General features: G+C 61.6%; 20 protein-coding genes and 2 pseudogenes. 10 read left to right on the forward strand and 12 right to left on the reverse strand.

From position 1 onward, the window contains the following. Positions 1–6: 6 nt before the first annotated feature. The 3 genes from purH to K3557_RS18000 all read right to left on the reverse strand — a co-directional run bounded on the left by purH (position 7) and on the right by K3557_RS18000 (position 4,726). Positions 7–1,596, reverse strand: a complete 1,590-nt coding sequence (gene purH / locus K3557_RS17990; protein WP_259995408.1) for a bifunctional phosphoribosylaminoimidazolecarboxamide formyltransferase/IMP cyclohydrolase — start codon at positions 1,594–1,596, stop codon at positions 7–9. A gap of 24 nt (positions 1,597–1,620) precedes the next feature. Continuing rightward, positions 1,621–3,363: a heparinase II/III family protein gene (locus K3557_RS17995; RefSeq protein ID WP_259995415.1), complete on the reverse strand. Its 1,743-nt coding sequence runs from the start codon at positions 3,361–3,363 to the stop codon at positions 1,621–1,623. A gap of 100 nt (positions 3,364–3,463) precedes the next feature. Beyond that, positions 3,464–4,726: an RsmB/NOP family class I SAM-dependent RNA methyltransferase gene (locus tag K3557_RS18000; RefSeq protein ID WP_259995416.1), complete on the reverse strand. Its 1,263-nt coding sequence runs from the start codon at positions 4,724–4,726 to the stop codon at positions 3,464–3,466. 77 nt (positions 4,727–4,803) lie between these two features. Here K3557_RS18000 and K3557_RS18005 point away from each other — a divergent pair, with 77 nt between their 5' ends. Next, on the forward strand, positions 4,804–4,995 hold the full coding sequence (locus K3557_RS18005) for a DUF1674 domain-containing protein (RefSeq protein ID WP_259995417.1): 192 nt from the start codon (positions 4,804–4,806) through the stop codon (positions 4,993–4,995). A gap of 169 nt (positions 4,996–5,164) precedes the next feature. On the opposite strand, the gene dapB is transcribed toward K3557_RS18005, so the two are convergent. After that, on the reverse strand, positions 5,165–5,974 hold the full coding sequence (dapB, locus tag K3557_RS18010) for a 4-hydroxy-tetrahydrodipicolinate reductase (RefSeq protein ID WP_259995421.1): 810 nt from the start codon (positions 5,972–5,974) through the stop codon (positions 5,165–5,167). 95 nt (positions 5,975–6,069) lie between these two features. Between dapB and rbfA the strand changes: the two genes are divergently transcribed. Further along, on the forward strand, positions 6,070–6,465 hold the full coding sequence (rbfA, locus tag K3557_RS18015; protein ID WP_259988948.1) for a 30S ribosome-binding factor RbfA: 396 nt from the start codon (positions 6,070–6,072) through the stop codon (positions 6,463–6,465). Beyond that, positions 6,462–7,211, forward strand: coding sequence for a phosphodiester glycosidase family protein (locus K3557_RS18020; RefSeq protein WP_259995429.1), 750 nt, complete (start codon positions 6,462–6,464; stop codon positions 7,209–7,211). The genes rbfA and K3557_RS18020 overlap by 4 nt, the downstream gene beginning before the upstream one ends. 5 nt (positions 7,212–7,216) lie before the next feature. On the opposite strand, the pseudogene K3557_RS18025 reads toward K3557_RS18020, so the two are convergent. The 5 genes and pseudogenes from K3557_RS18025 to mutM form a co-directional block, all read right to left on the reverse strand. Next, positions 7,217–7,630: pseudogene (locus K3557_RS18025) on the reverse strand (EamA family transporter); the annotation flags it as partial. A 259-nt stretch (positions 7,631–7,889) separates the two neighbouring features. After that, a complete protein-coding gene (gene dnaA / locus K3557_RS18030; protein WP_259995439.1) occupies positions 7,890–9,302 on the reverse strand; it encodes a chromosomal replication initiator protein DnaA in 1,413 nt (470 codons plus the stop codon). Between the two features lie 553 nt (positions 9,303–9,855). After that, entirely contained in the window at positions 9,856–10,119 is a 264-nt protein-coding gene (rpsT, locus tag K3557_RS18035; protein WP_134830955.1) for a 30S ribosomal protein S20, read from the reverse strand. A 216-nt stretch (positions 10,120–10,335) separates the two neighbouring features. Beyond that, positions 10,336–11,112 carry an enoyl-CoA hydratase gene (locus K3557_RS18040; RefSeq protein ID WP_129372784.1) on the reverse strand — a complete coding sequence of 259 codons (777 nt, stop codon included), beginning with the start codon at positions 11,110–11,112 and terminating at the stop codon, positions 10,336–10,338. Between the two features lie 63 nt (positions 11,113–11,175). Continuing rightward, positions 11,176–12,027 (reverse strand): bifunctional DNA-formamidopyrimidine glycosylase/DNA-(apurinic or apyrimidinic site) lyase, encoded by an 852-nt coding sequence (mutM, locus tag K3557_RS18045; RefSeq protein ID WP_259995448.1) that lies wholly within the window; start codon positions 12,025–12,027, stop codon positions 11,176–11,178. 86 nt (positions 12,028–12,113) lie between these two features. On the opposite strand from mutM, the gene ubiE reads away from it, so the two are divergent. Then, positions 12,114–12,866, forward strand: a complete 753-nt coding sequence (gene ubiE, locus K3557_RS18050; protein ID WP_129372782.1) for a bifunctional demethylmenaquinone methyltransferase/2-methoxy-6-polyprenyl-1,4-benzoquinol methylase UbiE — start codon at positions 12,114–12,116, stop codon at positions 12,864–12,866. 3 nt (positions 12,867–12,869) lie between these two features. After that, positions 12,870–14,399, forward strand: coding sequence for a 2-polyprenylphenol 6-hydroxylase (gene ubiB, locus K3557_RS18055; RefSeq protein WP_259988935.1), 1,530 nt, complete (start codon positions 12,870–12,872; stop codon positions 14,397–14,399). Positions 14,400–14,500: 101 nt separating this feature from the next. On the opposite strand, the gene K3557_RS18060 is transcribed toward ubiB, so the two are convergent. Further along, positions 14,501–15,676, reverse strand: coding sequence for an acetyl-CoA C-acyltransferase family protein (locus tag K3557_RS18060; protein ID WP_259995449.1), 1,176 nt, complete (start codon positions 15,674–15,676; stop codon positions 14,501–14,503). Positions 15,677–15,849: 173 nt separating this feature from the next. Here K3557_RS18060 and K3557_RS18065 point away from each other — a divergent pair, with 173 nt between their 5' ends. Continuing rightward, positions 15,850–16,416, forward strand: coding sequence for a helix-turn-helix domain-containing protein (locus K3557_RS18065; protein ID WP_027257153.1), 567 nt, complete (start codon positions 15,850–15,852; stop codon positions 16,414–16,416). A gap of 325 nt (positions 16,417–16,741) precedes the next feature. Beyond that, the gene (locus K3557_RS18070; RefSeq protein ID WP_024092327.1) at positions 16,742–16,948 is read left to right on the forward strand and encodes a cold-shock protein; all 207 of its coding nucleotides are present in this window, start codon (positions 16,742–16,744) and stop codon (positions 16,946–16,948) included. 86 nt (positions 16,949–17,034) lie between these two features. Here K3557_RS18070 and K3557_RS18075 read toward each other — a convergent pair whose 3' ends face one another. Further along, on the reverse strand, positions 17,035–17,436 hold the full coding sequence (locus K3557_RS18075) for a VOC family protein (protein WP_259995450.1): 402 nt from the start codon (positions 17,434–17,436) through the stop codon (positions 17,035–17,037). Between the two features lie 162 nt (positions 17,437–17,598). Between K3557_RS18075 and K3557_RS18080 the strand changes: the two genes are divergently transcribed. The 3 genes and pseudogenes from K3557_RS18080 to K3557_RS18090 all read left to right on the forward strand — a co-directional run. Continuing rightward, complete coding sequence (locus K3557_RS18080) at positions 17,599–18,786, forward strand: glycine C-acetyltransferase (RefSeq protein WP_259988928.1); 1,188 nt, start codon at positions 17,599–17,601, stop codon at positions 18,784–18,786. A gap of 14 nt (positions 18,787–18,800) precedes the next feature. After that, a complete protein-coding gene (gene tdh, locus K3557_RS18085; RefSeq protein ID WP_259999678.1) occupies positions 18,801–19,829 on the forward strand; it encodes an L-threonine 3-dehydrogenase in 1,029 nt (342 codons plus the stop codon). Between the two features lie 49 nt (positions 19,830–19,878). Next, positions 19,879–20,499, forward strand: a pseudogene (locus K3557_RS18090) (transposase); the annotation flags it as partial. 46 nt (positions 20,500–20,545) lie between these two features. Here K3557_RS18090 and K3557_RS18095 read toward each other — a convergent pair. Continuing rightward, the gene (locus K3557_RS18095) at positions 20,546–21,274 is read right to left on the reverse strand and encodes a metallophosphoesterase family protein (protein WP_259995451.1); all 729 of its coding nucleotides are present in this window, start codon (positions 21,272–21,274) and stop codon (positions 20,546–20,548) included. Positions 21,275–21,326: the final 52 nt, after the last annotated feature.

A 21,326-nucleotide genomic window follows, 5' to 3' on the forward strand; every position in this document is an offset into this window, starting at 1 on the left:
GCCTGCTTAGTGGCGGAAGTGGCGCATGCCGGTGAAGACCATGGCCAGGCCCGCCTCGTTGGCCGCCTTGATCACCTCGTCGTCACGCATCGAGCCGCCCGGCTGAATGACGCAGGCCCCGCCTGCAGCTGCCGCTTCCAGCAACCCGTCCGCAAAGGGGAAAAACGCATCCGACGCGACTGCGCAGCCCTTGGCGAGGCTTTCTTCCAGACCCAGTTCGGCGGCCATGCGGCCGGCCTTGGCCGCAGCCACATTGGCGCTGTCCAAGCGGCTCATCTGGCCGGCGCCGACGCCAACGGTGGCGCTGTCCTTCACATAGACGATGGCGTTGGATTTGACGTGTTTGGCGACTTTCCAGGCAAACAGCATGTCCTGCATCTGGGCATCAGACGGAGCTTTTTCGGTCACCACCTTCAAGTCCTCCATGCCGACGTAGCCCACATCCTTGTCCTGTACCAGCATACCGCCGGCCACCTGTTTGTAGGCGGTGATGGCTTTGCGCGGCTCGGGCAGGCCATCCGTCAACAGCAGGCGCAGGTTCTTTTTGGCAGCGAAGACCGCCTTAGCCTCCTCAGAAGCACCGGGCGCAATCACCACTTCGGTGAAAATCTCGGTGATCTTGGCGGCGGTTTCGGCGTCCAGCGGCTGGTTCAGCGCGACGATGCCGCCAAATGCGGAGGTGCGGTCGCAGTCGAACGCCTTTTGATAGGCCTCGGCCAGGGTCGCGCCCTTGGCCACGCCGCAGGGGTTGGCGTGTTTGATGATCGCGACGGCAGCGCTGTCGGCGGGGTCGAACTCCGCCACCAGCTCATAGGCTGCGTCAGTATCGTTGATGTTGTTGTAGCTCAGTTCCTTGCCCTGGAGCTGAGCTGCGGTGGCCACGCCGGGACGGTTGGAACCATCGGTATAGAAGGCCGCTTCCTGGTGGCTGTTTTCACCGTAACGCAAGGTCTGCTTCAGCTCGCCGGCAAAGGCGCGGCGGCGCGGGGTCTTTTCTTCGATTGCCGTGGCCATCCAATTCGACACAGCTGCATCATAGGCTGCGGTGCGGGCATAGGCAGTCTGCGACAGGCGCTGGCGGAAGGCGTAGGAGGTCTGGCCATCGTTGGCGTCCAGCTCTGCCAGCAGCGCCTCATAGTCCTGAACGTCGGTCACAACGTTCACGAACAGGTGGTTCTTGGAGGCCGCACGGATCATTGCCGGGCCGCCGATGTCGATGTTCTCAATCATCTCGTCATAACCGGCACCGCGCGCCAGCGCCGCTTCGAACGGGTAGAGGTTCACCACCAGCAGGTCGATGGCGCCTATGCCATGTTCGTTCATTGCGGCAACATGGGTATCATTGTCGCGCAGCGCCAGCAGGCCGCCATGCACCATCGGATGCAGGGTCTTCACCCGTCCGTCCATCATCTCCGGAAAACCGGTCACTTCCGAGACATCCTTGACCGCCAGGCCGGCTTCACGCAGCGCCTTGGCAGAGCCGCCGGTCGACAGCAGCTCAACACCGCGCGCAGACAGCGCCTTGCCCAGCTCGATCAGGCCGGTCTTGTCGGATACGGAAAGCAGCGCACGGCGTACGGGGTGAAGGTCGGTCATGGCAGGGCGGTCCTTTTCAAAGGCTCAGTCAAACGTCTCGGGTTCGTCCCGGTTCAGGTCTCGCACGGCAATGGCAGTCTCCTGCGCTTTGCTGAGCGTCCACCGGATGCGCGTCGCATAACCCATCGCGCGTCCGGATAAAACGATCTGCTTTGCCGCACGCGGCTTCAAGCGGGTCTTTTCCAGGAAAACGCTCGGCTCCAGCCGCAGCCGGCAGGTTCCGTCATGGCGGAACACCCAGATTTCCCCGCTCTTGAGCGCCATGGATACCGCGGCGCCGCCCAAGTCAAGGGCCGCGTCCACCTCAGGGTGCAGATGCAGGCGGAGGTCAAAGCCGATGCCGCCCTCAGCACTGGAATCCCGCACCTTGGTGAACTGACGCTTGGCAGCATCGTCCAGCGCCACCAGCATGTCTTCGCCGCTCAGGGCCCGCCCGTCAAACGACAAATCCAGGGTGCGCGCATGGGTCAGCCCGAAATGAGAAGTATAACCATTGTGCCCGCCCTGAAAACGGCAGCCATCAGCCAGGTCGCTGACCTCCAGTGGCACCTCATCAGGGGCTTCGATCAATTCTTCATGGCCAGTGGTCTTATGCGGCGCGGCCAGCCGGGCGCTGGAGTGCCCCTCGATACACAGCGTAGAATGCGAAGGCGTGGCACGCCCGGCCCGGCGCCATTCGACGCCAAAAGTTTCGCCCGATCCGCAATTCACAATCAGAGGCCGCCGCCCTGACGTCAGCTCAAACGCCAGGGTCGAGGCGTGGCCATAGTTCGACGCCTTGCCCTTGGGCGGCGCCGAGGCATCGACAAGTACCGAGGTCCGCCGCGCAGACAGCCGGGCAAATCCCATTGCCAGCCCGTCCGCATGGCGCTCAGCCACATGGCTGGCCGCGAGGGCATGGTCCAGCCGCCCCTCCAATCCGCGGCCGCCGCCATGGAACCGTGCCAGCCCGCCATCGCTGTGGCGCAGGGTGCGCAAAGTGGGGGCGATCCGCTCGATCGCATTGATATGCGCAGGCGGCACTGCGCGACCGGCTTCATGCAGGGCCGCCGCAGCCCAGGTCAGCAGGGTGAAAACCTCCAGCAGTTCCTCAGGGTTGCGGGTTGGCAGCCCGCCCTGGTCATCAATCTGCGCCTCGCATTCTGCGGCCAGCGCGCGGACCGCCGGGTCCGCCAGCTCTTCGCGCCCCTGCAGGGCAAGACCGGCGTAGATCAAGCCGCATAATGCCTCGAACCGGGGCAGGCCCGGCGCCGCACCCTGCCAGCGCTGTGCCAGGAACCAGGTCTGCTGTGCCAGCGAATGATAAAAGGCTTCGGTCTCGTCTTTTTCCTTGCCGCTGAGCAGGAACAGCGCGTGGTTGATCCAGCGGATCACCCGCCGCCCGGTCAGATCGGGCAGCCACGCCAGCCCGCCGCTGCGTCCGTGCTGTTGGATCCAGCCCCAGACCCATTTCTGCGCTTTGGCGCGGGCCTTGAAATCCCCGACCGCTGCCAGGTCATCGAGCCAGGAAAAACCTTGCCGCTCCGCATCGAAAGCCGCATCCGGCGCGGCGACCTCCCACAATCCGGTGTCAGGCGATTCGACCAGGTACCCGGCAAACAGCAGGTTGCCAGCCACCAGCTGACGGCCACGGGCAAAGCTGCCGATGGTGCGCGGCTCGGGCTGCGAGACAAAGCCGGTAGCAGCCGGCTGGCTGCGCGCCCGCCAAGCGTAATAGCTGTTCAGCAGCCGGGTGCCGCGGCCGGCCATTCTGTCAAAAGTAGACATGCTCTTTTTGCCTCACGCCGGATTTTGCCAGGGCGTTTTGGCGCGAGCATAACGCGAGGGGCGGATCAAGTCACCGGCGAATACCGGGGACGCCCCGGGGTCACGCGGATTTGCGCAAAAGGGCCATGTAGAACCCATCCATACCGCCGCGTTCCGGCCAGTAGTCGGGGCGCAAGCGCAAGCCGCCCTCTTCGCTGATCCAGTCCGGAACCACGCCGGGCACCTGCAATCCTTGGCGGTCGACTGACATCTCCGGGAACATGTCCAGCGCTTCCTCCACCTGGCATTCGCCCTCATCCGGCAACAGGGAGCAAGTGCAGAACATCAGCCGCCCGCCAGGTTTCACCAGGGTCCAGGCGTGGGCCAGCATCTGCGCCTGCAGTTCGATCAGGGCGCCAAAGTCACTGCCATCTTTGGCCTGCGGCAAGTCCGGGTGGCGGCGGATTGTGCCGGTGGCCGAACAGGGGGCATCCAGCAGCACGGCATCGAACTGGCCCTGCTGTTCCAGTGCATCGCCCACAACCAGCTCCGCTTGCAGTCCAGTGCGGGTCAGGTTTTCCTGGAGCCTGGACATCCGGTTTTGGGAGACATCCACTGCGGTCACCTTGGCACCCGCGGCCGCCATCTGCATGGTTTTACCGCCCGGCGCTGCACAAAGTTCCAGCACATTCTCACCTGGGCGAACATTCAGAATGCGGGCGGGCAACGCGGCGGCAGCATCCTGGATCCACCAGTCGCCGGTCTCATATCCCGAAAGCGCCGATACCTGCCCGGCATTTGCGATCCGCACAGAACCGGTGGGCAAGATTTCCCCGTTCAAAGCGCTCAAGTCCGAATTGGGTTTAGCCGTCACATCCAGCGCGGCACCGGCGTAATGCGCGGCCTCCATGCCCAGCATCGCCTCCGCTCCCCAGGCCTGCACCAATGGTTTGCGCAACCAGTTCGGCAGGCGCGGCACACGCAGCTTGGCCCATTCCGCCGGACCGTCCTCTGCCACCTTGCGCAAGACCGCATTGACCAGCCCCTTGAGCTGCCCGTGGCGGCGGTGCTTGGAGACGATGGCCACCATAGCATTCACGACACCGTGCGCCGCGCCGCCTGAACACAATTCCACCGTTCCCAGCCGCAACACATTCAGCACAGTTATTGGCGGTGTTTTCTTCAGATGTTTCTTCAGCACCCGGTCAGCGCGTTCCAGGTTGCGCAGGGTTTCCCCAGCCAGCCGCTGCGCCCGTGCCCGGCCTTCCGGCGCCAGCTTCTCCAGGGCACCTGCGGCATAGCATTCCGCCAGCAGCCGCCCCTCTCCCATAACCTGATCCAACAGGTGTACCGCGGTGCGGCGGGCGTGATTGGCGTCTGACATCTGGCAACTCCTCAGGGCGCGGCTTGTTTGCGCGGGACAGGGGCGTATATCATGGGCCAAGCATAAAGGAACCCGCGATGAGCGACGATACTGCACTTGGTACAAATGGCCTGCCTCCCGCCGCCCTGCGCGCATTGGCCGAAGCCGAAGAGCGCCGCAAGGCCGCTGCGCTGCAGGAGCCGCGCCCCAAGGAGCTGGGCGGACGTGATGGACCCGATCCAGCCCGCTATGGCGATTGGGAGAAAAAAGGCATCGCCGTCGATTTTTGAGCCGCGGCCGGGGGCTTTGCCCCCTCGCAGGCGCTGCCTGCTCACCCCCAGAGTATTTTCCCAAAGGTGAATGACCTTCATCTTTTCAAAAATACTCACATCCCGCTGCCGGCAGGCGGCTTTGCCGCCGAGAGGCGAGGAGCGGCCCCTCGGGGCCGCATTTCAAACCTCAGAGCCCCAGCACATCCACCATGTCATACTGTCCCGCCGCCTTGTCCTGGCCCCAAAGCGCAGCCTTCAGCGCACCGCGGGCAAAAATGGCGCGGTCGGTGGCCATATGACGCAGCACGATACGTTCGCCAGCGGCGGCAAACAGCACGTCATGCTCGCCCACGATGTCACCGCCGCGGATGGCGGTGAATCCAATGTCGCCGCGCTTGCGGGCGCCGGTGATGCCATCACGTCCGGAATCGCGCACATCTGACAGATGAACGCCGCGGCCTTCGGCTGCGGCTTCGCCCAGCATCAATGCAGTGCCAGACGGAGCATCGACCTTGTGGTGGTGATGCGCCTCGATCACTTCGATGTCGAAATCCTCGTCCAGCGCCGCGGCGACCTTTTTGGTCAGCTGTGCCAGCAGATTCACACCAAGGCTCATGTTGCCGGCGCGCACGATCACTGCGTGCCGGGAGGCCGGCTCCAATTGGGCGATCTGCGCATTCGTCATGCCGGTGGTGCCGATCACATGCACCGCGCGCGCTTGGGCTGCCAGCTTGGAAAAGTTCAACGTCGCTTCCGGCGATGTGAAATCAATCACCGCCTGCGCGTTGGAAAAAGCCTCCAGCGCATCCGACGTGACGGTAACGCCAACGGGCGCCCCGCCCATTGCTTCGCCCGCATCGCAGCCAACCCAGGCATGCCCTTCACGCTCCACCGCGCCGATCAGCCTGGCCTTATCGCTTTCCAGCACCGTCTTGATCAGCATCTGCCCCATACGGCCTGATGCGCCGGTAATCACGATCCCTGGTTTGCGGGTCATTGGCCCATTCCTTTTTCAATCTGGTTCAAGCTGGATTTTTCCTACATTGCCGGGCAGCGCTTGGCAAAGCCCGCAAACCGGCATAGATCGGAAATATGGCAAAGAACAAATTCCAAGATGGCCCCGGCCCTTCCCAGCGCCAGCTTCGCGTCGGCGAACTGATTCGCCGCTCTCTCTCTGAGGTGCTGGCACGCGGGGATGTGCATGACCCGGACCTGAACCGCATGTCGATCACCGTAGGCGAGGTGCGCACCTCGCCGGATCTGAAAATCGCCACTGCCTTTGTGCTGCCTTTGGGCGGCAAGGGACAGGAGGACGTGCTGAAGCTCCTCGCCCGGAACAAGGGTGAGCTGCGCCGCGCGGTCGGCAAGAAGCTGGGGCTGAAGTTCGCCCCGGATCTGCGCTTCCGGCTGGATGAAACCTTTGATCAGATGGACGATACCCGCCGGATGCTGTCCCAGGACGCGGTGCGCCGCGACACGGAAGAGTGATCCGCAAGGCCGCTTTGCTGCTGGCCGCGCTCTGGGCCGCCCCGGCCGCAGGCGCGGTGGAATGCAGCGATGCGGCCTATGAAGGCAACCGGTATTCGATCTGCGAGGTGGATGCATCACGGGAGCAGCTGCGGCTGTTCCTGCGCGATGGCGACGGGCAAGTCTACGGGCACTTTTCCACGCTGGACACGGCGCTGGCGGAAGAGGGCAAAGCGCTGGTATTTGCCACCAATGCCGGGATGTATCACCGCGACCGCTCGCCCGTGGGTCTTTATGTCGAAGACGGCGCCGAGGAAATGCGGCTGGTAACCAATGCAGGCCCTGGCAACTTCGGCCTGCTTCCCAATGGCGTCTTCTGCATCCGCGAGGGCCGGGCTGATGTTTTCGAAACCTTTGCTTTCGGCAAAGCCGCCCCCGCCTGCGCCTATGCCACCCAATCCGGGCCGATGCTGGTGATCGATGGAGAGCTGCATCCGCGCTTCCTGCCGGATTCGGACAGTTATTATGTGAGGAACGGGGTCGGCACCTCAGCCGATGGCCGCCGCGCCGTCTTTGCCATCTCGCGCAATGCGGTGACGTTTCACCAGTTCGGAAGCCTGTTCCGGGATTACCTGAAGCTGCCAAACGCGCTGTATTTCGACGGCAATATCTCGCGCCTGCACGCGCCTGAGCTGGGCCGCAGCGATGCGGGCTTCATGATGGGGCCTGTTGTGGGCGTGGTCGAGGACGCAGCTGCCGGCGAATAGCCCTCTTAACCCGGGCGTTTTCGCATCTGCCGCACCATCGGAATCGAGTAGATAACCAAAGCCGCCCAGATCATCGGGAAGGCGATCATCCTGGCACGTCCGAATTCCTCGCCAAACAGCAGAACCGCGGCCAGCATGATCATAGTCGGTGCGATGTATTGCAGGATTCCTCTGGTCGACAGCCGCACCAGCTTGGCCCCGTTGGCATAGATGATCAACGGCACCGCGGTGACAACACCGCACCCCAGAAGCAGCGAGGTGTCGCTGAAAGAGGCGCCAAAGCTGCTGCTGCCGGTCGCGGCGAGATAGGCAAAATAGCCCAGCGCCGGGAACAGCAGGATCAGTACCTCCAGCAGAAAACCCTGATTGGGGCCGATCGGCAGCGATTTTTTGAAAAACGCATAAAAAACCCACATCAGGTAGGCCGCAATGGCAAAAGCCAGCCCGCGGGGCGTGTCTGTGATTTCGAAGGCCGGCTGTGTCATGCGGAAGTTCCTGTCCAGGACACTGTTATGGCTGGTTTTGACCGGGTTGAAACTTTGTTTCCGTGATAACGGGTATTCGCTGCCTTTATGGGTCTGCCGGCATGCCGTTCCGGACTCATTGCGCAACAAAACGGCCCCGGAAACCGGGGCCGCAGTGCAAATTGGGGTGAGCAGTTCAGGCTAAAACCGCCCGTCAGGCTTCAAGCGACCGGCGCAGCATCTCCACATCTTCGGCGATCTGGCCGTCAGTGGTTTTCAGCTCCTCGATGCGCTTCACACCGTGCATGACAGTGGTGTGGTCGCGTCCGCCAAAGCGACGGCCGATTTCCGGCAAGCTGCGGCTGGTCAGCTGCTTGCACAGGTACATCGCCACCTGACGCGGGCGGGCGTAAGAACGCAGGCGCTTGGGGCCGATGATGTCGGACATGCGGATATTATAGTACTCGGACACCTTGCGCTGGATCTCTTCGACAGTGATCTTTCGCTCGGAGGCCCGCAGCACGTCGGCCAGGCAGTCCTGGGTCAGATCCATGTCGATCTCGCGGCCTACCAGCGAGGCAAAGGCGAACAGGCGGGTGAGAGCGCCTTCGAGCACGCGCACATTGGTCGAGATGCGGTGTGCCAGGAATTCCAGCACGCCAGCGGCGATGCACAGGTCCGGATAGGTTTTGCGCTGGTGCTCCACCTTGGTCTGCAAGATGCCCAGGCGCAGCTCATAGTCGGTCGGGTGCAAATCCACCACCAGGCCGCACTGCAGGCGGGATTTCACCCGGTCTTCCAGATCCTTGATCTCGCCCGGGGCGCGGTCGGCTGAGATGATGATCTGCTTATTCTGATCCACCAGCGCGTTAAAGGTGTGGAAAAATTCCTCTTGGGTGGAATCCTTGCCGGCGATGAACTGCACGTCATCCACCATCAGCACGTCAACCGAGCGGAACAAGTGTTTAAAGTCCATCATCTTGCGCTCGCGCAGCGCTTGCACAAAGCGGTACATGAACTGTTCCGCCGACAGATACAGCACGTTCAGGGACGGGTTCTTTTCCTTCAGCTCCCAGGCGATGGCGTGCATCAAGTGGGTCTTACCCAGACCGACGCCGCCATAAAGCACCAGCGGGTTGAAGGTGACCGGGCCGCCTTCGCCAACGCGGCGCGCGGCAGCATGAGCCAGTTCGTTCGGCTTGCCCACAACAAAGCTGTCGAAGGTAAAGCGCGGGTCCAGCGGAGCCGCCTGCAGCGCTTCAAGCGTGTCCTTGCCACCCGCCGATGCCGGAACAGCAGCGGGTGCTGTCATCACCGCCACGTCGCCCTGTGCGCCGCCATAGGCATCAGCCGCTCCGGCGGTGTCTGCAGGGCGTGCCGGGCTGTTGGCAGCAACCCGGAAGGCCAGGCGCTGGACCGGCTCACCGGACATGGCCAGCTCATGCAGAATCAGATCCGCAAAGTTCTGGCTGACGTAGTTCCCCATGAAATTCGTCGGCACCTTGAAGACGGCAACGCCGCCGTCCACGGTGTCAAACTCCAATGGCTCAATCCAAGTTGTGAAATTGTTCTGGCCGACCGTCTTCAACAGCCGGTTTCTGAGCTGTCCCCATTTTTCTTCTGTCATGCTGCGCCTCACGCGTCCCCAAAAAAGCAGCGGCCCCTTGGCCGGGCCAGTTCTATTCTATCTTCACCCCCAACCACCCGGGGGGCATTCACGCACAGGGGTTATGTGTGCGGACCAGCAGTGGCCGCATTACCCGAAGGCTGAAAGCTCGCACAAAACAGCAAAAACAGCCGCAAGAAGCGGCGGATTTGCCGTGACGAACAGTATCGCACACAATTGAGACAAGGCTGCTGTCCTATACCAACACAGCAGTGGATCCCGGCCAGAACAACGCACATATGTGCCGTCTGTACCGGATAACCTGGCAACCTTGATGCCCGTCAAGATTGCCGCAAGCAGCCTGTCCCCCCAGCGAGTGAATCGCTGTCCTATTGGTAGCAATTCGAGGGGGGCGGCAGCAACGAAACTATGATGTTGACTCTGCCTTTGGCGACAAAGAATCTCTCGCGCCTGCAGAACACCGCCGAGGGTTTTCCCAAAAAACAAGGCGCTGCAATCTGCAGCGCCCTGACAACTTTTCAACTCTGCTTGAGCTTGCCCAGCAGCGCGAATCTCAGGCCAGTGCCTTCACGCGTGCGGACAGGCGCGAGATTTTGCGGGAAGCGGTGTTTTTGTGGTACACACCCTTGGTGACACCGCGCATCAGCTCGGGCTGAGCAGCGCGCAGAGCTGTGGTTGCAGCTTCTTTGTCGCCGGAAGCGATAGCTTCTTCAACTTTACGCAGGTAGGTGCGGATGCGCGAACGACGGGCTTTGTTGACGGCAAAGCGCTTTTCGTTCTGACGTGCGCGCTTCTTGGCCTGGGGCGAATTTGCCATGGTATCTGACCTTATCTCGGGTTCTGTTTCTATCGGACGCAATGCCAGCCGGACCCGGGTCACAAAACCGGTGTGATTCTAGCCAGAGCGGGCTGCACGCGCATGTATGGGGCGGCGTTTATCCAATCCAGTGCAGAATTGCAAGGGCGCTGGAACGGAAAGCAAAACGGCGGGCTCATCCGCCCGCCGCTCCGTTACTTCAATCGCAAGCCGGGTTCATTTGTCCCGGAACTGCGCTTCGCGCTTTTCCAGAAAGGCAGCCATGCCCTCTTTCTGGTCTTCGGTGGCAAACATCGAGTGGAATACCCGGCGCTCGAACAGCAGCCCCTCGTTCAGCGGCAGCTCGTAAGAGCGGTTCACCGTCTCCTTGACCGCCATCGCGGTCAGCAGCGATTTTTCGGCGATCTTCTGTGCCGCTGCGGTGGCTTCCTCGATCAGCTTCTTGGCCGGCACCACGCGCGACACCAGGCCGGCACGTTCGGCTTCCTCGGCATTCATGAAGCGCCCGGTGAGGTTCATATCCATCGATTTGGACTTGCCCACAAACCGGGTCAGACGCTGCGTGCCGCCAATGCCTGCAACGACGCCCAGATTGATCTCAGGCTGGCCGAATTTGGCAGTCTCAGCAGCGATAATGAAATCGCACAGCATCGCCAGCTCGCAGCCGCCGCCCAGCGCATAGCCGGCCACCGCCGCGATCACCGGCTTGCGAATGGCAGAGATCCGGTCATTGGCATCGGCAAACAGGTTCGTGGAGAACACTTCGGTAAAGCTCATCTCCGACATCTCTTTGATGTCGGCACCGGCGGCAAAGGCCTTTTCCGAGCCGGTCAAAACGATGCAGCGCACCTTGTCGCTGGCATCGGCCTCTTCCAAAGCCGCGCACAGCTCGCCGATGAGTTCCTTGTTGAGCGCGTTCATCGCCTCTGGGCGGTTCAGTTTTATGAGGCAAACGTGGTCCTGCACATCGACGTTGATCGTCTCGTAGGCCATGATTTCTCTTTCGGTTGTTCCGTTCAGTCCTGAGTCCTTACCAAAAGGGGCACTCTGATCAAGCTATCTTTGGCACTTTACACAGTAGAAGGTAGAGCGTCCGGACTGAGTGATTCTCCCAATTGCCCCGGTGCAACCCGCGCGACGGCAAGGTTCGCCCTCGCGCCCGTAAGCATCGAAAGAATGTTGAAAATATCCAAGTTCACCAGAGGCTTGCCGAAAATCCTTGAGCGACGATCCGCCTGCACGGATGGCATCCTGCAACACGTCCCGGATGATCGGAACCAGCGCCGCAACCCGATGCGCGGCAATCTGCCCAGCCTTGCGGCGTGGCGAAATTCCCGCACGGAACAAAGCTTCGCAGACGTAAATGTTACCAAGGCCAGCAATGATTCCCTGATCCAGTAATGCAGATTTCACCGGCGTGTTGCGACCCTGGAAGGCGGCAACCAGATGATCCTCGTGAAAATCATTGCCCAGCGGCTCCGGCCCCAGCACCGCCAGCAATTTGTGGGACCCGGCAGTCGCCGTCTCCAGCAGATCCATTGCACCAAAGCGGCGCGGATCGTTGAATGTGATACGGGCGCCGTTGTCCATATCCAGAACCACATGATCGTGCTTTACTGCCTGAGGATGCTCATGCGTGAACTGCCCCAGCGGATCACCCGACACCGTCATCCGGCCCGACATGCCAAGGTGAATGAGCAATGTCTCATCCGTGTCGAGGTCGGCAAGAATGTACTTTGACCGCCGCCGCAGCCCATTGACCCGCGCACCGGTCAGCCGCTCGGCCATCCGCTCCGGAAACGGCCAGCGCAGGTCCGGCCGGTTCACAGCCGCATTTGTGATCACCGCCCCCTCCATTGCAGGCGCCAATCCGCGTTTCACTGTCTCGACCTCGGGCAATTCTGGCATTACACCCCTCCTGAACCAACGGGCCGCATTGTGCCTGCCCTCCAGCGCCTTATAACAAGGGCGGAATTCAGCAAACGGCAAGCCTCATGAGCGATAGCAGCGACAACACCACCCATTTCGGGTTCGAAACCGTCCGCGAGGAGGAAAAGGCCGGCCGCGTGCAGGGGGTCTTCAACTCGGTCGCCTCGAAATACGACATCATGAACGACGTGATGAGTGTGGGTATCCACCGGGTCTGGAAAGACGCGATGATGGACTGGCTGGCGCCGCGACCCGGTCAGCGGCTCTTGGATGTGGCGGGCGGCACCGGTGACATTTCCTTCCGCTTCCTGAAACGCGCAGGGTCCGGCCACTCCACCGTGTTTGATCTCACCCGCCCGATGCTGGAAGAAGGCCGCAAACGCGCCGAGGCCGAGCAGATGGCGCACAGCCTCGACTGGGTAACCGGCGATGCGATGAAGCTGCCGTTCAAGGACAACACTTTTGACGTCTACACCATCTCTTTCGGCATCCGGAACGTAACCCGCCCGCAGGAGGCCTTGAACGAGGCTTACCGGGTGCTGCGCCCCGGCGGGCGGCTGATGGTGCTGGAGTTCTCGCAGCTGCCGAATGACGGGCTGCAAAAGCTTTATGACCTCTACTCCTTCAATGTGATCCCGCGGATGGGGCAAATGATTGCCGGCGATTACGACAGCTACCAGTATCTGGTGGAATCGATCCGCAACTTCCCCGATCAGGAAACTTTCCTCGGAATGCTGCGCAAGGCAGGGTTCGAGAACGCCAAGTACCGCAACCTGTCGCTGGGCATCGCCGCCTTGCATTCCGGCTGGAAGATCTGACCTATGCGCGGCCCCCACAACATTCTGCGCTTGATCCGCACAGGCGCCACTTTCGAGCGCACCGGCGCCATGCATTCGGTTCTGGAGGCGTTCGAGGCCCCAAAGCCCCTGCGTATCCTCGCCCGCACCCTGGGCTGGCCGTTTAAATGGCTGGGCTACAAGGGCGATCCCGCAATGCCGCCCGAAACCCGCGCGCTGAACGCCCTGGGGCCTGCCTATATCAAATTCGGGCAGGTTCTTTCGACCCGGCCCGATGTGGTGGGCAAGGATCTCGCCCGCCAATTGCGGGTGCTGCAGGACAAGCTGCCGCCGTTCTCCCGCGCCGAGGCACTGGCCGAAGTGGAAAAAGAACTGGGCCGCCCGGTCTCAGAGGTTTTCTCGGAGTTCAGCGACCCCATCGCCGCAGCCTCTATTGCGCAGGTGCACCGGGCTACGCTGGCGGACTCCGGCGATGAAGTGGCCGTCAAGATTCTGCGGCCCGGTATTGAGCGCGCTTTCAACAAGGATGTGGACGCCTTTTACTTCGCTGCCCGCATAGCCGATCTTTTTGCGCCCGGTGCCCGCCGCCTGAAGCCGATGGACGTGATCGAGCATTTCGACGGTGTGGTGCAAGGGGAATTGGACCTGCGCCTGGAAAGCGCCGCCGCCTCGGAATTTGCCGCCAATACCGTGAATGACGAAGGCTTCCAGCTGCCTGAGATCCGCTGGGGCTATTCCGCCCGCCGGGTAATGACGATGGGCTGGGCGGACGGCGTTGCGCTGGGTGACAATGACGCGCTGGATGCAGCGGGCCATGACCGCCGGGTGCTGGCCGACCGGGTGCTGTCGCTGTTCCTGCGCCACGCGCTGCGCGATGGTTTTTTCCACGCCGACATGCATCAGGGCAACATGAAGGTCGCGGCAAACGGTGACATTATCGCCTATGACTTTGGCATCATGGGCCATATTGATGAATACACCCGCCGGGTCTACGCCGAGATCCTCTATGGCTTCATCAAACGCGACTACAAACGCGTCGCCGAGGTGCATTTCGAGGCCGGTTATGTCTCCGCCTCCCACGATGTGGATGAATTCGCCCGCGCCTTGCGCGCGGTGGGAGAGCCGATCTTCGGCATGGACGCCTCGCAGATCTCCATGGGGCGGCTGCTGAACTATCTGTTTGAAGTCACCGAGCGTTTCGGCATGGAAACCCGCACCGAGCTGATCCTGCTGCAACGTACCATGGTCGTGGTCGAAGGCGTCGCCCGCTCGCTGGATCCGCATATCAACATCTGGGAAGCCGCCCAGCCGGTGGTCGAGGATTACATCAAGAAATCAATCGGCCCGCGCGCCGTGGTTTCCGACCTGTTGGACACCGCCAAGGTGATGGCCCGGTTTGGCCCCCGGCTGCCCGCGCTGGTGGAACAGGCGCTGATCGCGCAAGCAGCGCAGAACGGGACACAAAAACGCAAGCTGAACAGCTGGGTAACCCCGGCTGTTCTAGGCGCAGCCGGCGGAGCAAGCCTCTGTGCCGTTGTTGCCCTGCTGCTGTGAGCGCGCAAAGGCCCCAATGGCCACGGTCTTCTTTCTGGTCTGAAATACCCCAGGGGTGAGCGCCGCAAGGCGCGAGGGGGCAGCGCCCCCTTCGCTTTCTCTTACAGCCGCTCGATTGCCAAAGCGATGCCCTGACCACCGCCGATGCACATTGTGATCAGACCTTTCGATCCGCCGGTCCGCTCCAATTCATAAAGCGTTTTCAAGGTGATGATAGCACCGGTTGCACCCACCGGATGGCCCAGGGCAATCGCTCCGCCGTTTGGGTTCACCCGGGCAGGGTCCAGCCCCAGCTCCTTATTCACCGCCAGCGCCTGAGAGGCAAAAGCCTCGTTCGATTCAATGACGTCGAAATCGCCCGCCGACAGGCCGGTCTTTTCGAACAGGTTACGCACCGCAGGAACCGGGCCGATCCCCATCACCTCGGGACGCACACCGGCATGGGCATAGCCCAGGATCCGCGCCTTGGGTTTCAGACCCGCCTTTTCTGCGGCGGCGGCTGTGGCCAGCACCACCGCCGCCGCACCATCGTTGATCCCGCTGGCATTGCCGGCGGTAACCCGGCCATCTTTCTGGAACACCGCCTTCAGCCCGCCCAGCACCTCCAGGGTGGTGGCTTTGGGGTGCTCGTCCACCTCAAACGGTACCATGTCGCGCTTGACCTTCACCTCAACCGGCGCGATCTGCGATTTGAAATGCCCGGCCTCGATTGCTGCCGCCGCGCGGCTCTGGCTGGTGACGGCAAATTCATCCATCTGGACGCGCGTAATTCCGTGCTCATCGGCGACGTTCTCGGCTGTAACCCCCATATGGCCCGTGCCGAACGGGCAGTTCAATGCCCCCAGCATCATGTCCAGCGACTTTACATCGCCCATCTTTGCCCCCCAGCGGCTTTGCTGGAGGATATAGGGGCTGCGCGACATGTTTTCGGCACCGCCGGCCAGTGCGAACTCCGCATCGCCTAAGGTAAGTGACTGAAAGGCTGATACAATTGCCTGCACGCCGGAACCGCAAAGCCGGTTCACGTTCATCGCGGGCACCGCATCAGGCACCCCCGCCTGCATCGCTGCAACCCGGCTCAGGTACATGTCGCGCGGCTCGGTGTTGATGATGTGGCCGAACACGGCGTGGCCGATTTGCCCGCCCTCAACGCCAGAGCGCTCCAGTGCTGCTTTTGATACGGTTGTGGCCAGATCAATCGGTGCAGTACCTGCCAACGCACCGCCAAATGTGCCGATGGCAGTGCGGGCGCCGTCCAAAATCACGATATCAGTCATTGTCTTTCTCCTCACTCCTGCGTTGCCGCCATTATGCGCCCGCAGCATGACCCTGTCTGCCGGGACGTGCCGTCATGGAAACGCCGCGTAACTCCCCGTACACCGCCACTGCGCAACATTCCGAAAGACCGCAGGATTTGACAAATCCTGCCTGACAGCGCAGAGAATCCGTCATGACGGAAAACACAGACGATATCCTGACCCTGCTGCCCGCCCGCCTGAAAGAGGCCCGCCGCACCCAAGGGCTAAGCCTGGAGGCGGTGGCGAATCTCTCCGGTGTCAGCCGTTCTATGGTAAGCCAGATTGAGCGCGGTGAAAGCTCCCCCACCATCGCAACACTGTGGAACCTGACCCGTGCGCTGCAGGTGGATTTTGCCGGGCTGCTGGAAACAGGGGACATGAAGGACCGGATTGAGGTTCTGCGCGCAACAGATGTGCCCAAGATCGAGAACATGGGCCAAGGATGCCGGATCCGCATTCTGTCGCCGCCAGAGGACGCCGGCGGGCACGAGGTCTATGATATCCGGTTCGACAAGGGCGGTGCACTGATCAGCCAGCCCCACACCCGCGGCACAGTGGAACAACTGACCGTTCTAGAGGGCGAAATTGCTCTTTCTTCGGGCAACGCCAATAACTTGCTGCAAACAGGCGACACTGCCCGCTATGCCGCTGACGTTGCGCATTCGGTTACCGCCCCCGAGGGGCCGGCGCGGGTGTTTCTTATTGTGAAAACCGCTTGAGGTATGCCCTCAAGCCCGGCTGCACCCCTTGTTTCAATATCAATCCAGGCATTGGCAGACCTTTCAGACAGGCGGGAGATTTCGGGTTTGAGCCGGATCTTTTTCGCTGAACCAGCGTAAACGCACCGGCAAGAAAGCCCCTCTCTCCACCTTTCCGGAACAAAGCCCTTGAAAGACTCACGGCATCGGACCATATGTGGATCGCTAACGTTATTCTTGTCGATCCACTGTCTCCCGCTTTGCGGCGTTTTCAGTCTCTCGATCCAGACCGACTACGCCAGGCTGCCGCACTTCCGCGGGCAGCAAATACTAGGAGACTACGGATATGGCCACCGGCACCGTAAAATGGTTCAACACCACTAAAGGCTTCGGCTTCATCGCACCCGACGGCGGCAGCAAAGATGTGTTCGTGCACATCTCCGCTGTTGAGCGTTCCGGCCTGACCGGCCTGGCGGACAACCAGAAAGTTACTTTCGACATCGAGCCCGGCCGTGACGGCCGCGAGTCGGCTGTGAACCTGGCGCTGGCATAAGCTTTTCAGCTTAGCAGTTCTGAAACGCGGTCCCTGCAAAGGGGCCGCGTTTTTTTGTGCCTGCCTTTAAGGACACAAAGGGACAGTCAGCCTTTGTTCTTCTCATCCCAAGGCGCAGGCTCCCACAGCTCCACCTTGTTGCCTTCTGGATCCATGATCCAGGCAAAGCGGCCGTTCTCATGGGCGTCAGGCCCTTTCAGGATGGGAATGCCTGCGGCCGTCAGCTGCGCAACCATGCCGTCCATGTCATCAACCCGGTAATTGATCATAAAGCCCGAGGTACTGGGATCGAACCAAGTCCCGTTCTGATCAGCAGCGGCCCATACGGTGAGGCCGCCGTCGCCGGCCTTGTCCTCCGGCCACTTAAGGACGGCGCCGCCGAAATCCGCCAGCTCCAGCCCCAAACAGTCGCGGTACCATTCTGCCAGCTCCTTGGCGCCGCCGCGCGCCTTGATGAATACTCCGCCGATACCCGTGATGCGTGCCATGACTATTTCCTCCCTGTTTTGGGATGAGATAGTCCGGCCGGGTGGAATTTCAGCCTTAAAATCCGGTTTCACGGAATTTTTTCCGCCATACTGAAATCCCGTATTTCGGAAACATGTCCGCTATGATAGACACGCGACTCGAAACACCCAGGGAGCCAGCTCATGTCCAACGCATTTCTGACCGACATCTCCAACACGCTTGCCCAGATCGAGGCTGAGGGGCTGTACAAGCGTGAGCGAATGATCACCTCCCCCCAAGGGGGCGGGATCACGGTTGGCGGCCGCGAGGTGATCAACCTCTGCGCCAACAACTATCTGGGTCTGGCCAACCACCCTGCCCTCATCAATGCAGCCAAGGACGCGATGGAGCCCAAAGGATTCGGCATGGCCTCAGTCCGCTTCATATGCGGTACCCAGGACATTCACCGGGAGCTGGAGCAGCGGCTGGCCAAATTCCTCGGCAAGGATGACGCAATCCTGTTTGCCGCCTGTTTCGATGCCAATGGCGGGCTGTTCGAGCCGCTGCTGGGGCCGGAGGATGCGATCATCTCGGACTCGCTGAACCATGCGTCGATCATCGACGGGGTGCGCCTGTGCAAGGCCAAACGCTATCGCTATTTGAACAGCGACATGAATGATCTGGAGGCCTGGCTGAAACAGGCGCGCGAGGACGGGGCGCGGCATATCATGATCGCGACTGACGGGGTGTTTTCGATGGACGGCTACCTGGCCAAGCTGCCGGAGATCCGGGCGCTGGCGGATAAATACGATGCGGTGGTGATGGTGGATGACTGCCACGCAACCGGCTTCATGGGGGCGACAGGTGCGGGCACGCCGGAGCATTTCGGAGTGGACGTGGATATCGTCACCGGGACATTGGGCAAAGCACTTGGGGGGGCCATCGGCGGTTATATCGCCGGGCCGCAGCCAGTGATCGACCTGCTGCGGCAGCGGGCGCGGCCCTATTTGTTCTCCAATTCGCTGCCGCCATCGATTGTTGCTGCCGGGCTGGAGGCGATCCGGCTGGTGGAAGAAGGGGACGGCTTGCGGGCGCAGCTGTTTGAGAATGCTAAGTACTGGCGCGCCGGGCTGGAAGGCTTGGGCTTTGACCTGCTGCCGGGTGAGCACCCGATCATTCCGGTGATGCTGGGCGAGGCGCAGCTGGCACAGGACATGGCGGCAAAGCTGTTTGACGAGGGCGTTTATGTCTCCGGCTTCTTCTTCCCGGTGGTGCCGCGCGGCCAGGCGCGGATCCGCACCCAGATGAATGCGGCGCTGACGCGGGACGAGCTGGACCGGGCATTGACCGCCTTTGGCAAGGTGGGCAAGGCGCTGGGGATCGTGTCATGAGCCGCCCAAATACAATGAAGGCGCTGGAGAAGAGCCAGCCGCAAGAGGGCCTGTGGATGGTGCAGGCGCCGGTGCCGGAAATCGGCCCGGACGAAGTGCTGATCAAAATCAAGAAGACCGGCATCTGCGGCACCGACATCCACATCTGGAACTGGGATGAATGGGCTTCGCACACCGTGCCGGTACCAATGATTACCGGGCATGAATTTGCGGGTGAAATCGTCGAGATCGGGCGCAATGTCACCGATTTGGCGGTCGGGCAGCGCTGCTCTGGCGAGGGGCATCTGATCAAGACGGACTCGCGCCAGAGCCGCGCCGGCAAGTTCCACCTGGACCCCGGAACCCGCGGCATCGGGGTGAATGAGCAAGGCGCCTTTGCCCAATATCTGAAACTCCCCGCCTTTAACGTGGTGCCGCTGCCGGAGGAAATCCCGGATGAGATCGGTGCCATTTTGGACCCCTTGGGCAATGCTGTGCATACGGCGCTCAGCTTTGATCTGCTGGGCGAAGACGTGCTGATTACCGGCGCAGGCCCCATTGGCATCATGGCGGCGGCGGTGGCGAAACATGCCGGCGCGCGCCATGTGGTGATCACCGATATCAACCCGGACCGCCTGTCGCTAGCGGAACATGTGGTACCAGCGGTGCGCGCGGTGAACGTGGCGCAGGAAGACTTGCATGACGTGGTGCGCGAGTTGGGCCTGAAACAGGGGTTTGATGTCGGGCTGGAAATGTCCGGTTCGCAAGCGGCATTGGATCAGATGGTCGAAGCGCTGGTGATGGGCGGCAAGATTGCCCTGTTGGGCATTCCGCCGGGAAAATCGCCGGTCGACTGGTCGCGCATCGTGTTCAAGGCAATCACCATCAAGGGCGTCTACGGGCGCGAAATGTTCGAAACCTGGTACAAGATGATCGCCATGCTGCAGAACGGGCTGGATGTGAGACGGGTCATCACCCATCGCTTTGCAGTGGACGATTTCACCAAAGGCTTTGCAGCAATGAAGTCCGGCTCTAGCGGCAAAGTGGTACTGGACTGGACCTGATTGTGATCTAGGCTGTGTTGACAAAAGGGATTCACATTGGGTGCCGGGGATGATTCACGCCGGGATCTACGAGGAAGACCAGCTTGGCACGAGATTTTTGCCGGACGAGGAATGGGCGTTTTTTGACCGATTTATCCCGACAACACGCACCCCGAACCGGCGCAAACCCACCAATCACCGCCTTGTTCTCAATGGAGTTTTCTGGATCGCCCGCACCGGCGCGCCATGGCGTGACCTGCCTGAAGAGTACGGCAAGTGGCCGAGTATCTACCGGCAGTTCCGGCGCGGGACGCTGGCAGGGTTGCGGGAGGGCATCATGGACGCCCTGAACCAAAGCGGGACGGTGCCGGATGCCCTTCAAATGATCCCTCCCGGCGTCACCGAAGCAGGCCTGCCAATGAGGACCGAGATCACACCGGGCCAGACATCCGATTGCCTGGGGTTCGACATGGCCATGGCCGACAATCTGCCTGAACCGAGCGTCCTGTTGGTTGACCGAGGCTATGACGCTAACAATATTCGGAAAAGGATGGAGGCGCGGGACGTGCTCGACCAGATTCCCATGCGCAAATCACGCAAGATGCGGGTCGGTGTGGAGCATTCGCTGTATTCCTTGCGCAATCTCGTCGAGCGGTGCTTCAACAAGCCCAGGATTGCGCGCCCCTTCGCGCCGCTGGCGCTCACCCCCAGGATGTTTTGGCCAGAAGAAGGGAAAATTACGGGGTCAGCGGCTGGCGGCCGTTTTCCGTGAGCAGCCAGCAGTTGCGGCCTTCGAAGACGGCGGCACTGACCGGGCGGCCGTAGCCGGCGCCGGTGTCGAGGTTGATGCGGTTGCCGTAATGGCTGGGCCGGTCCACTGGCGTGTGGCCATGCACAATCAGTTTCGGGTGCGGGCCGGTGTGGTCGTGAAATGGCTGCCGGATCCAGACCAGATCGTTCTCCTGCTGCTGGGGCAGCGGTACGCCGGGGCGAATTCCGGCGTGCACAAAGGCAAGGTCCGGCGTCTCATAAAGGGGCATGAGGCGACGCAGGAATTCAGTGTGCCGGGCCGGGATCACCTCCTTGGCCCGGGCCTGCAGGGCGTCGAGCCGGGTGCGGTCTTCGAATGTCAGCCCGTAGCTGGCCAGGGTCTCAACTCCGCCGATCCGCTCATGCAGCCAGTGGTAGCCGACCAGTAAATGCGGGTCATGGCGGGGCGTGTCCTCCATGAACCAGGCAAACATCCGGTCATGGTTGCCTAACAGCGTTATCCAGTCGCGCCCCTCCTCCTGACCTGTGATCAGCCGGTCCAGCACCCCGCGGCTGTCCGGGCCGCGGTCTGTGTAATCGCCCAGAAAGACAATCCGTGCGTCCGGGCCGCCGTCGGCCTCGATCCGGGTCAAAGCCTCCTCCAGCATGGCAAGCTGGCCGTGAATGTCGCCGATCGCATAGAGGGGCGCAGTCATTGCAAGATCCTTTGTCTGGAGAGGGCCGGATATGAAAACGCCGCCCTTATAA

This window comes from Leisingera sp. M523, assembly GCF_025141335.1.
Lineage (GTDB): Bacteria > Pseudomonadota > Alphaproteobacteria > Rhodobacterales > Rhodobacteraceae > Leisingera.

Bases quoted from the DNA above. Each gene is read 5' to 3' on its own strand.
- purH (WP_259995408.1), bottom strand. From the start codon at position 1,596: ATGACCGACCTTCACCCCGTACGCCGTGCGCTGCTTTCCGTATCCGAC.
- K3557_RS17995 (WP_259995415.1), bottom strand. From the start codon at position 3,363: ATGTCTACTTTTGACAGAATGGCCGGCCGCGGCACCCGGCTGCTGAAC.
- K3557_RS18000 (WP_259995416.1), bottom strand. From the start codon at position 4,726: ATGTCAGACGCCAATCACGCCCGCCGCACCGCGGTACACCTGTTGGAT.
- K3557_RS18005 (WP_259995417.1), top strand. From the start codon at position 4,804: ATGAGCGACGATACTGCACTTGGTACAAATGGCCTGCCTCCCGCCGCC.
- dapB (WP_259995421.1), bottom strand. From the start codon at position 5,974: ATGACCCGCAAACCAGGGATCGTGATTACCGGCGCATCAGGCCGTATG.
- rbfA (WP_259988948.1), top strand. From the start codon at position 6,070: ATGGCAAAGAACAAATTCCAAGATGGCCCCGGCCCTTCCCAGCGCCAG.
- dnaA (WP_259995439.1), bottom strand. From the start codon at position 9,302: ATGACAGAAGAAAAATGGGGACAGCTCAGAAACCGGCTGTTGAAGACG.
- rpsT (WP_134830955.1), bottom strand. From the start codon at position 10,119: ATGGCAAATTCGCCCCAGGCCAAGAAGCGCGCACGTCAGAACGAAAAG.
- K3557_RS18040 (WP_129372784.1), bottom strand. From the start codon at position 11,112: ATGGCCTACGAGACGATCAACGTCGATGTGCAGGACCACGTTTGCCTC.
- mutM (WP_259995448.1), bottom strand. From the start codon at position 12,027: ATGCCAGAATTGCCCGAGGTCGAGACAGTGAAACGCGGATTGGCGCCT.
- ubiE (WP_129372782.1), top strand. From the start codon at position 12,114: ATGAGCGATAGCAGCGACAACACCACCCATTTCGGGTTCGAAACCGTC.
- ubiB (WP_259988935.1), top strand. From the start codon at position 12,870: ATGCGCGGCCCCCACAACATTCTGCGCTTGATCCGCACAGGCGCCACT.
- K3557_RS18060 (WP_259995449.1), bottom strand. From the start codon at position 15,676: ATGACTGATATCGTGATTTTGGACGGCGCCCGCACTGCCATCGGCACA.
- K3557_RS18065 (WP_027257153.1), top strand. From the start codon at position 15,850: ATGACGGAAAACACAGACGATATCCTGACCCTGCTGCCCGCCCGCCTG.
- K3557_RS18070 (WP_024092327.1), top strand. From the start codon at position 16,742: ATGGCCACCGGCACCGTAAAATGGTTCAACACCACTAAAGGCTTCGGC.
- K3557_RS18075 (WP_259995450.1), bottom strand. From the start codon at position 17,436: ATGGCACGCATCACGGGTATCGGCGGAGTATTCATCAAGGCGCGCGGC.
- K3557_RS18080 (WP_259988928.1), top strand. From the start codon at position 17,599: ATGTCCAACGCATTTCTGACCGACATCTCCAACACGCTTGCCCAGATC.
- tdh (WP_259999678.1), top strand. From the start codon at position 18,801: ATGAAGGCGCTGGAGAAGAGCCAGCCGCAAGAGGGCCTGTGGATGGTG.
- K3557_RS18095 (WP_259995451.1), bottom strand. From the start codon at position 21,274: ATGACTGCGCCCCTCTATGCGATCGGCGACATTCACGGCCAGCTTGCC.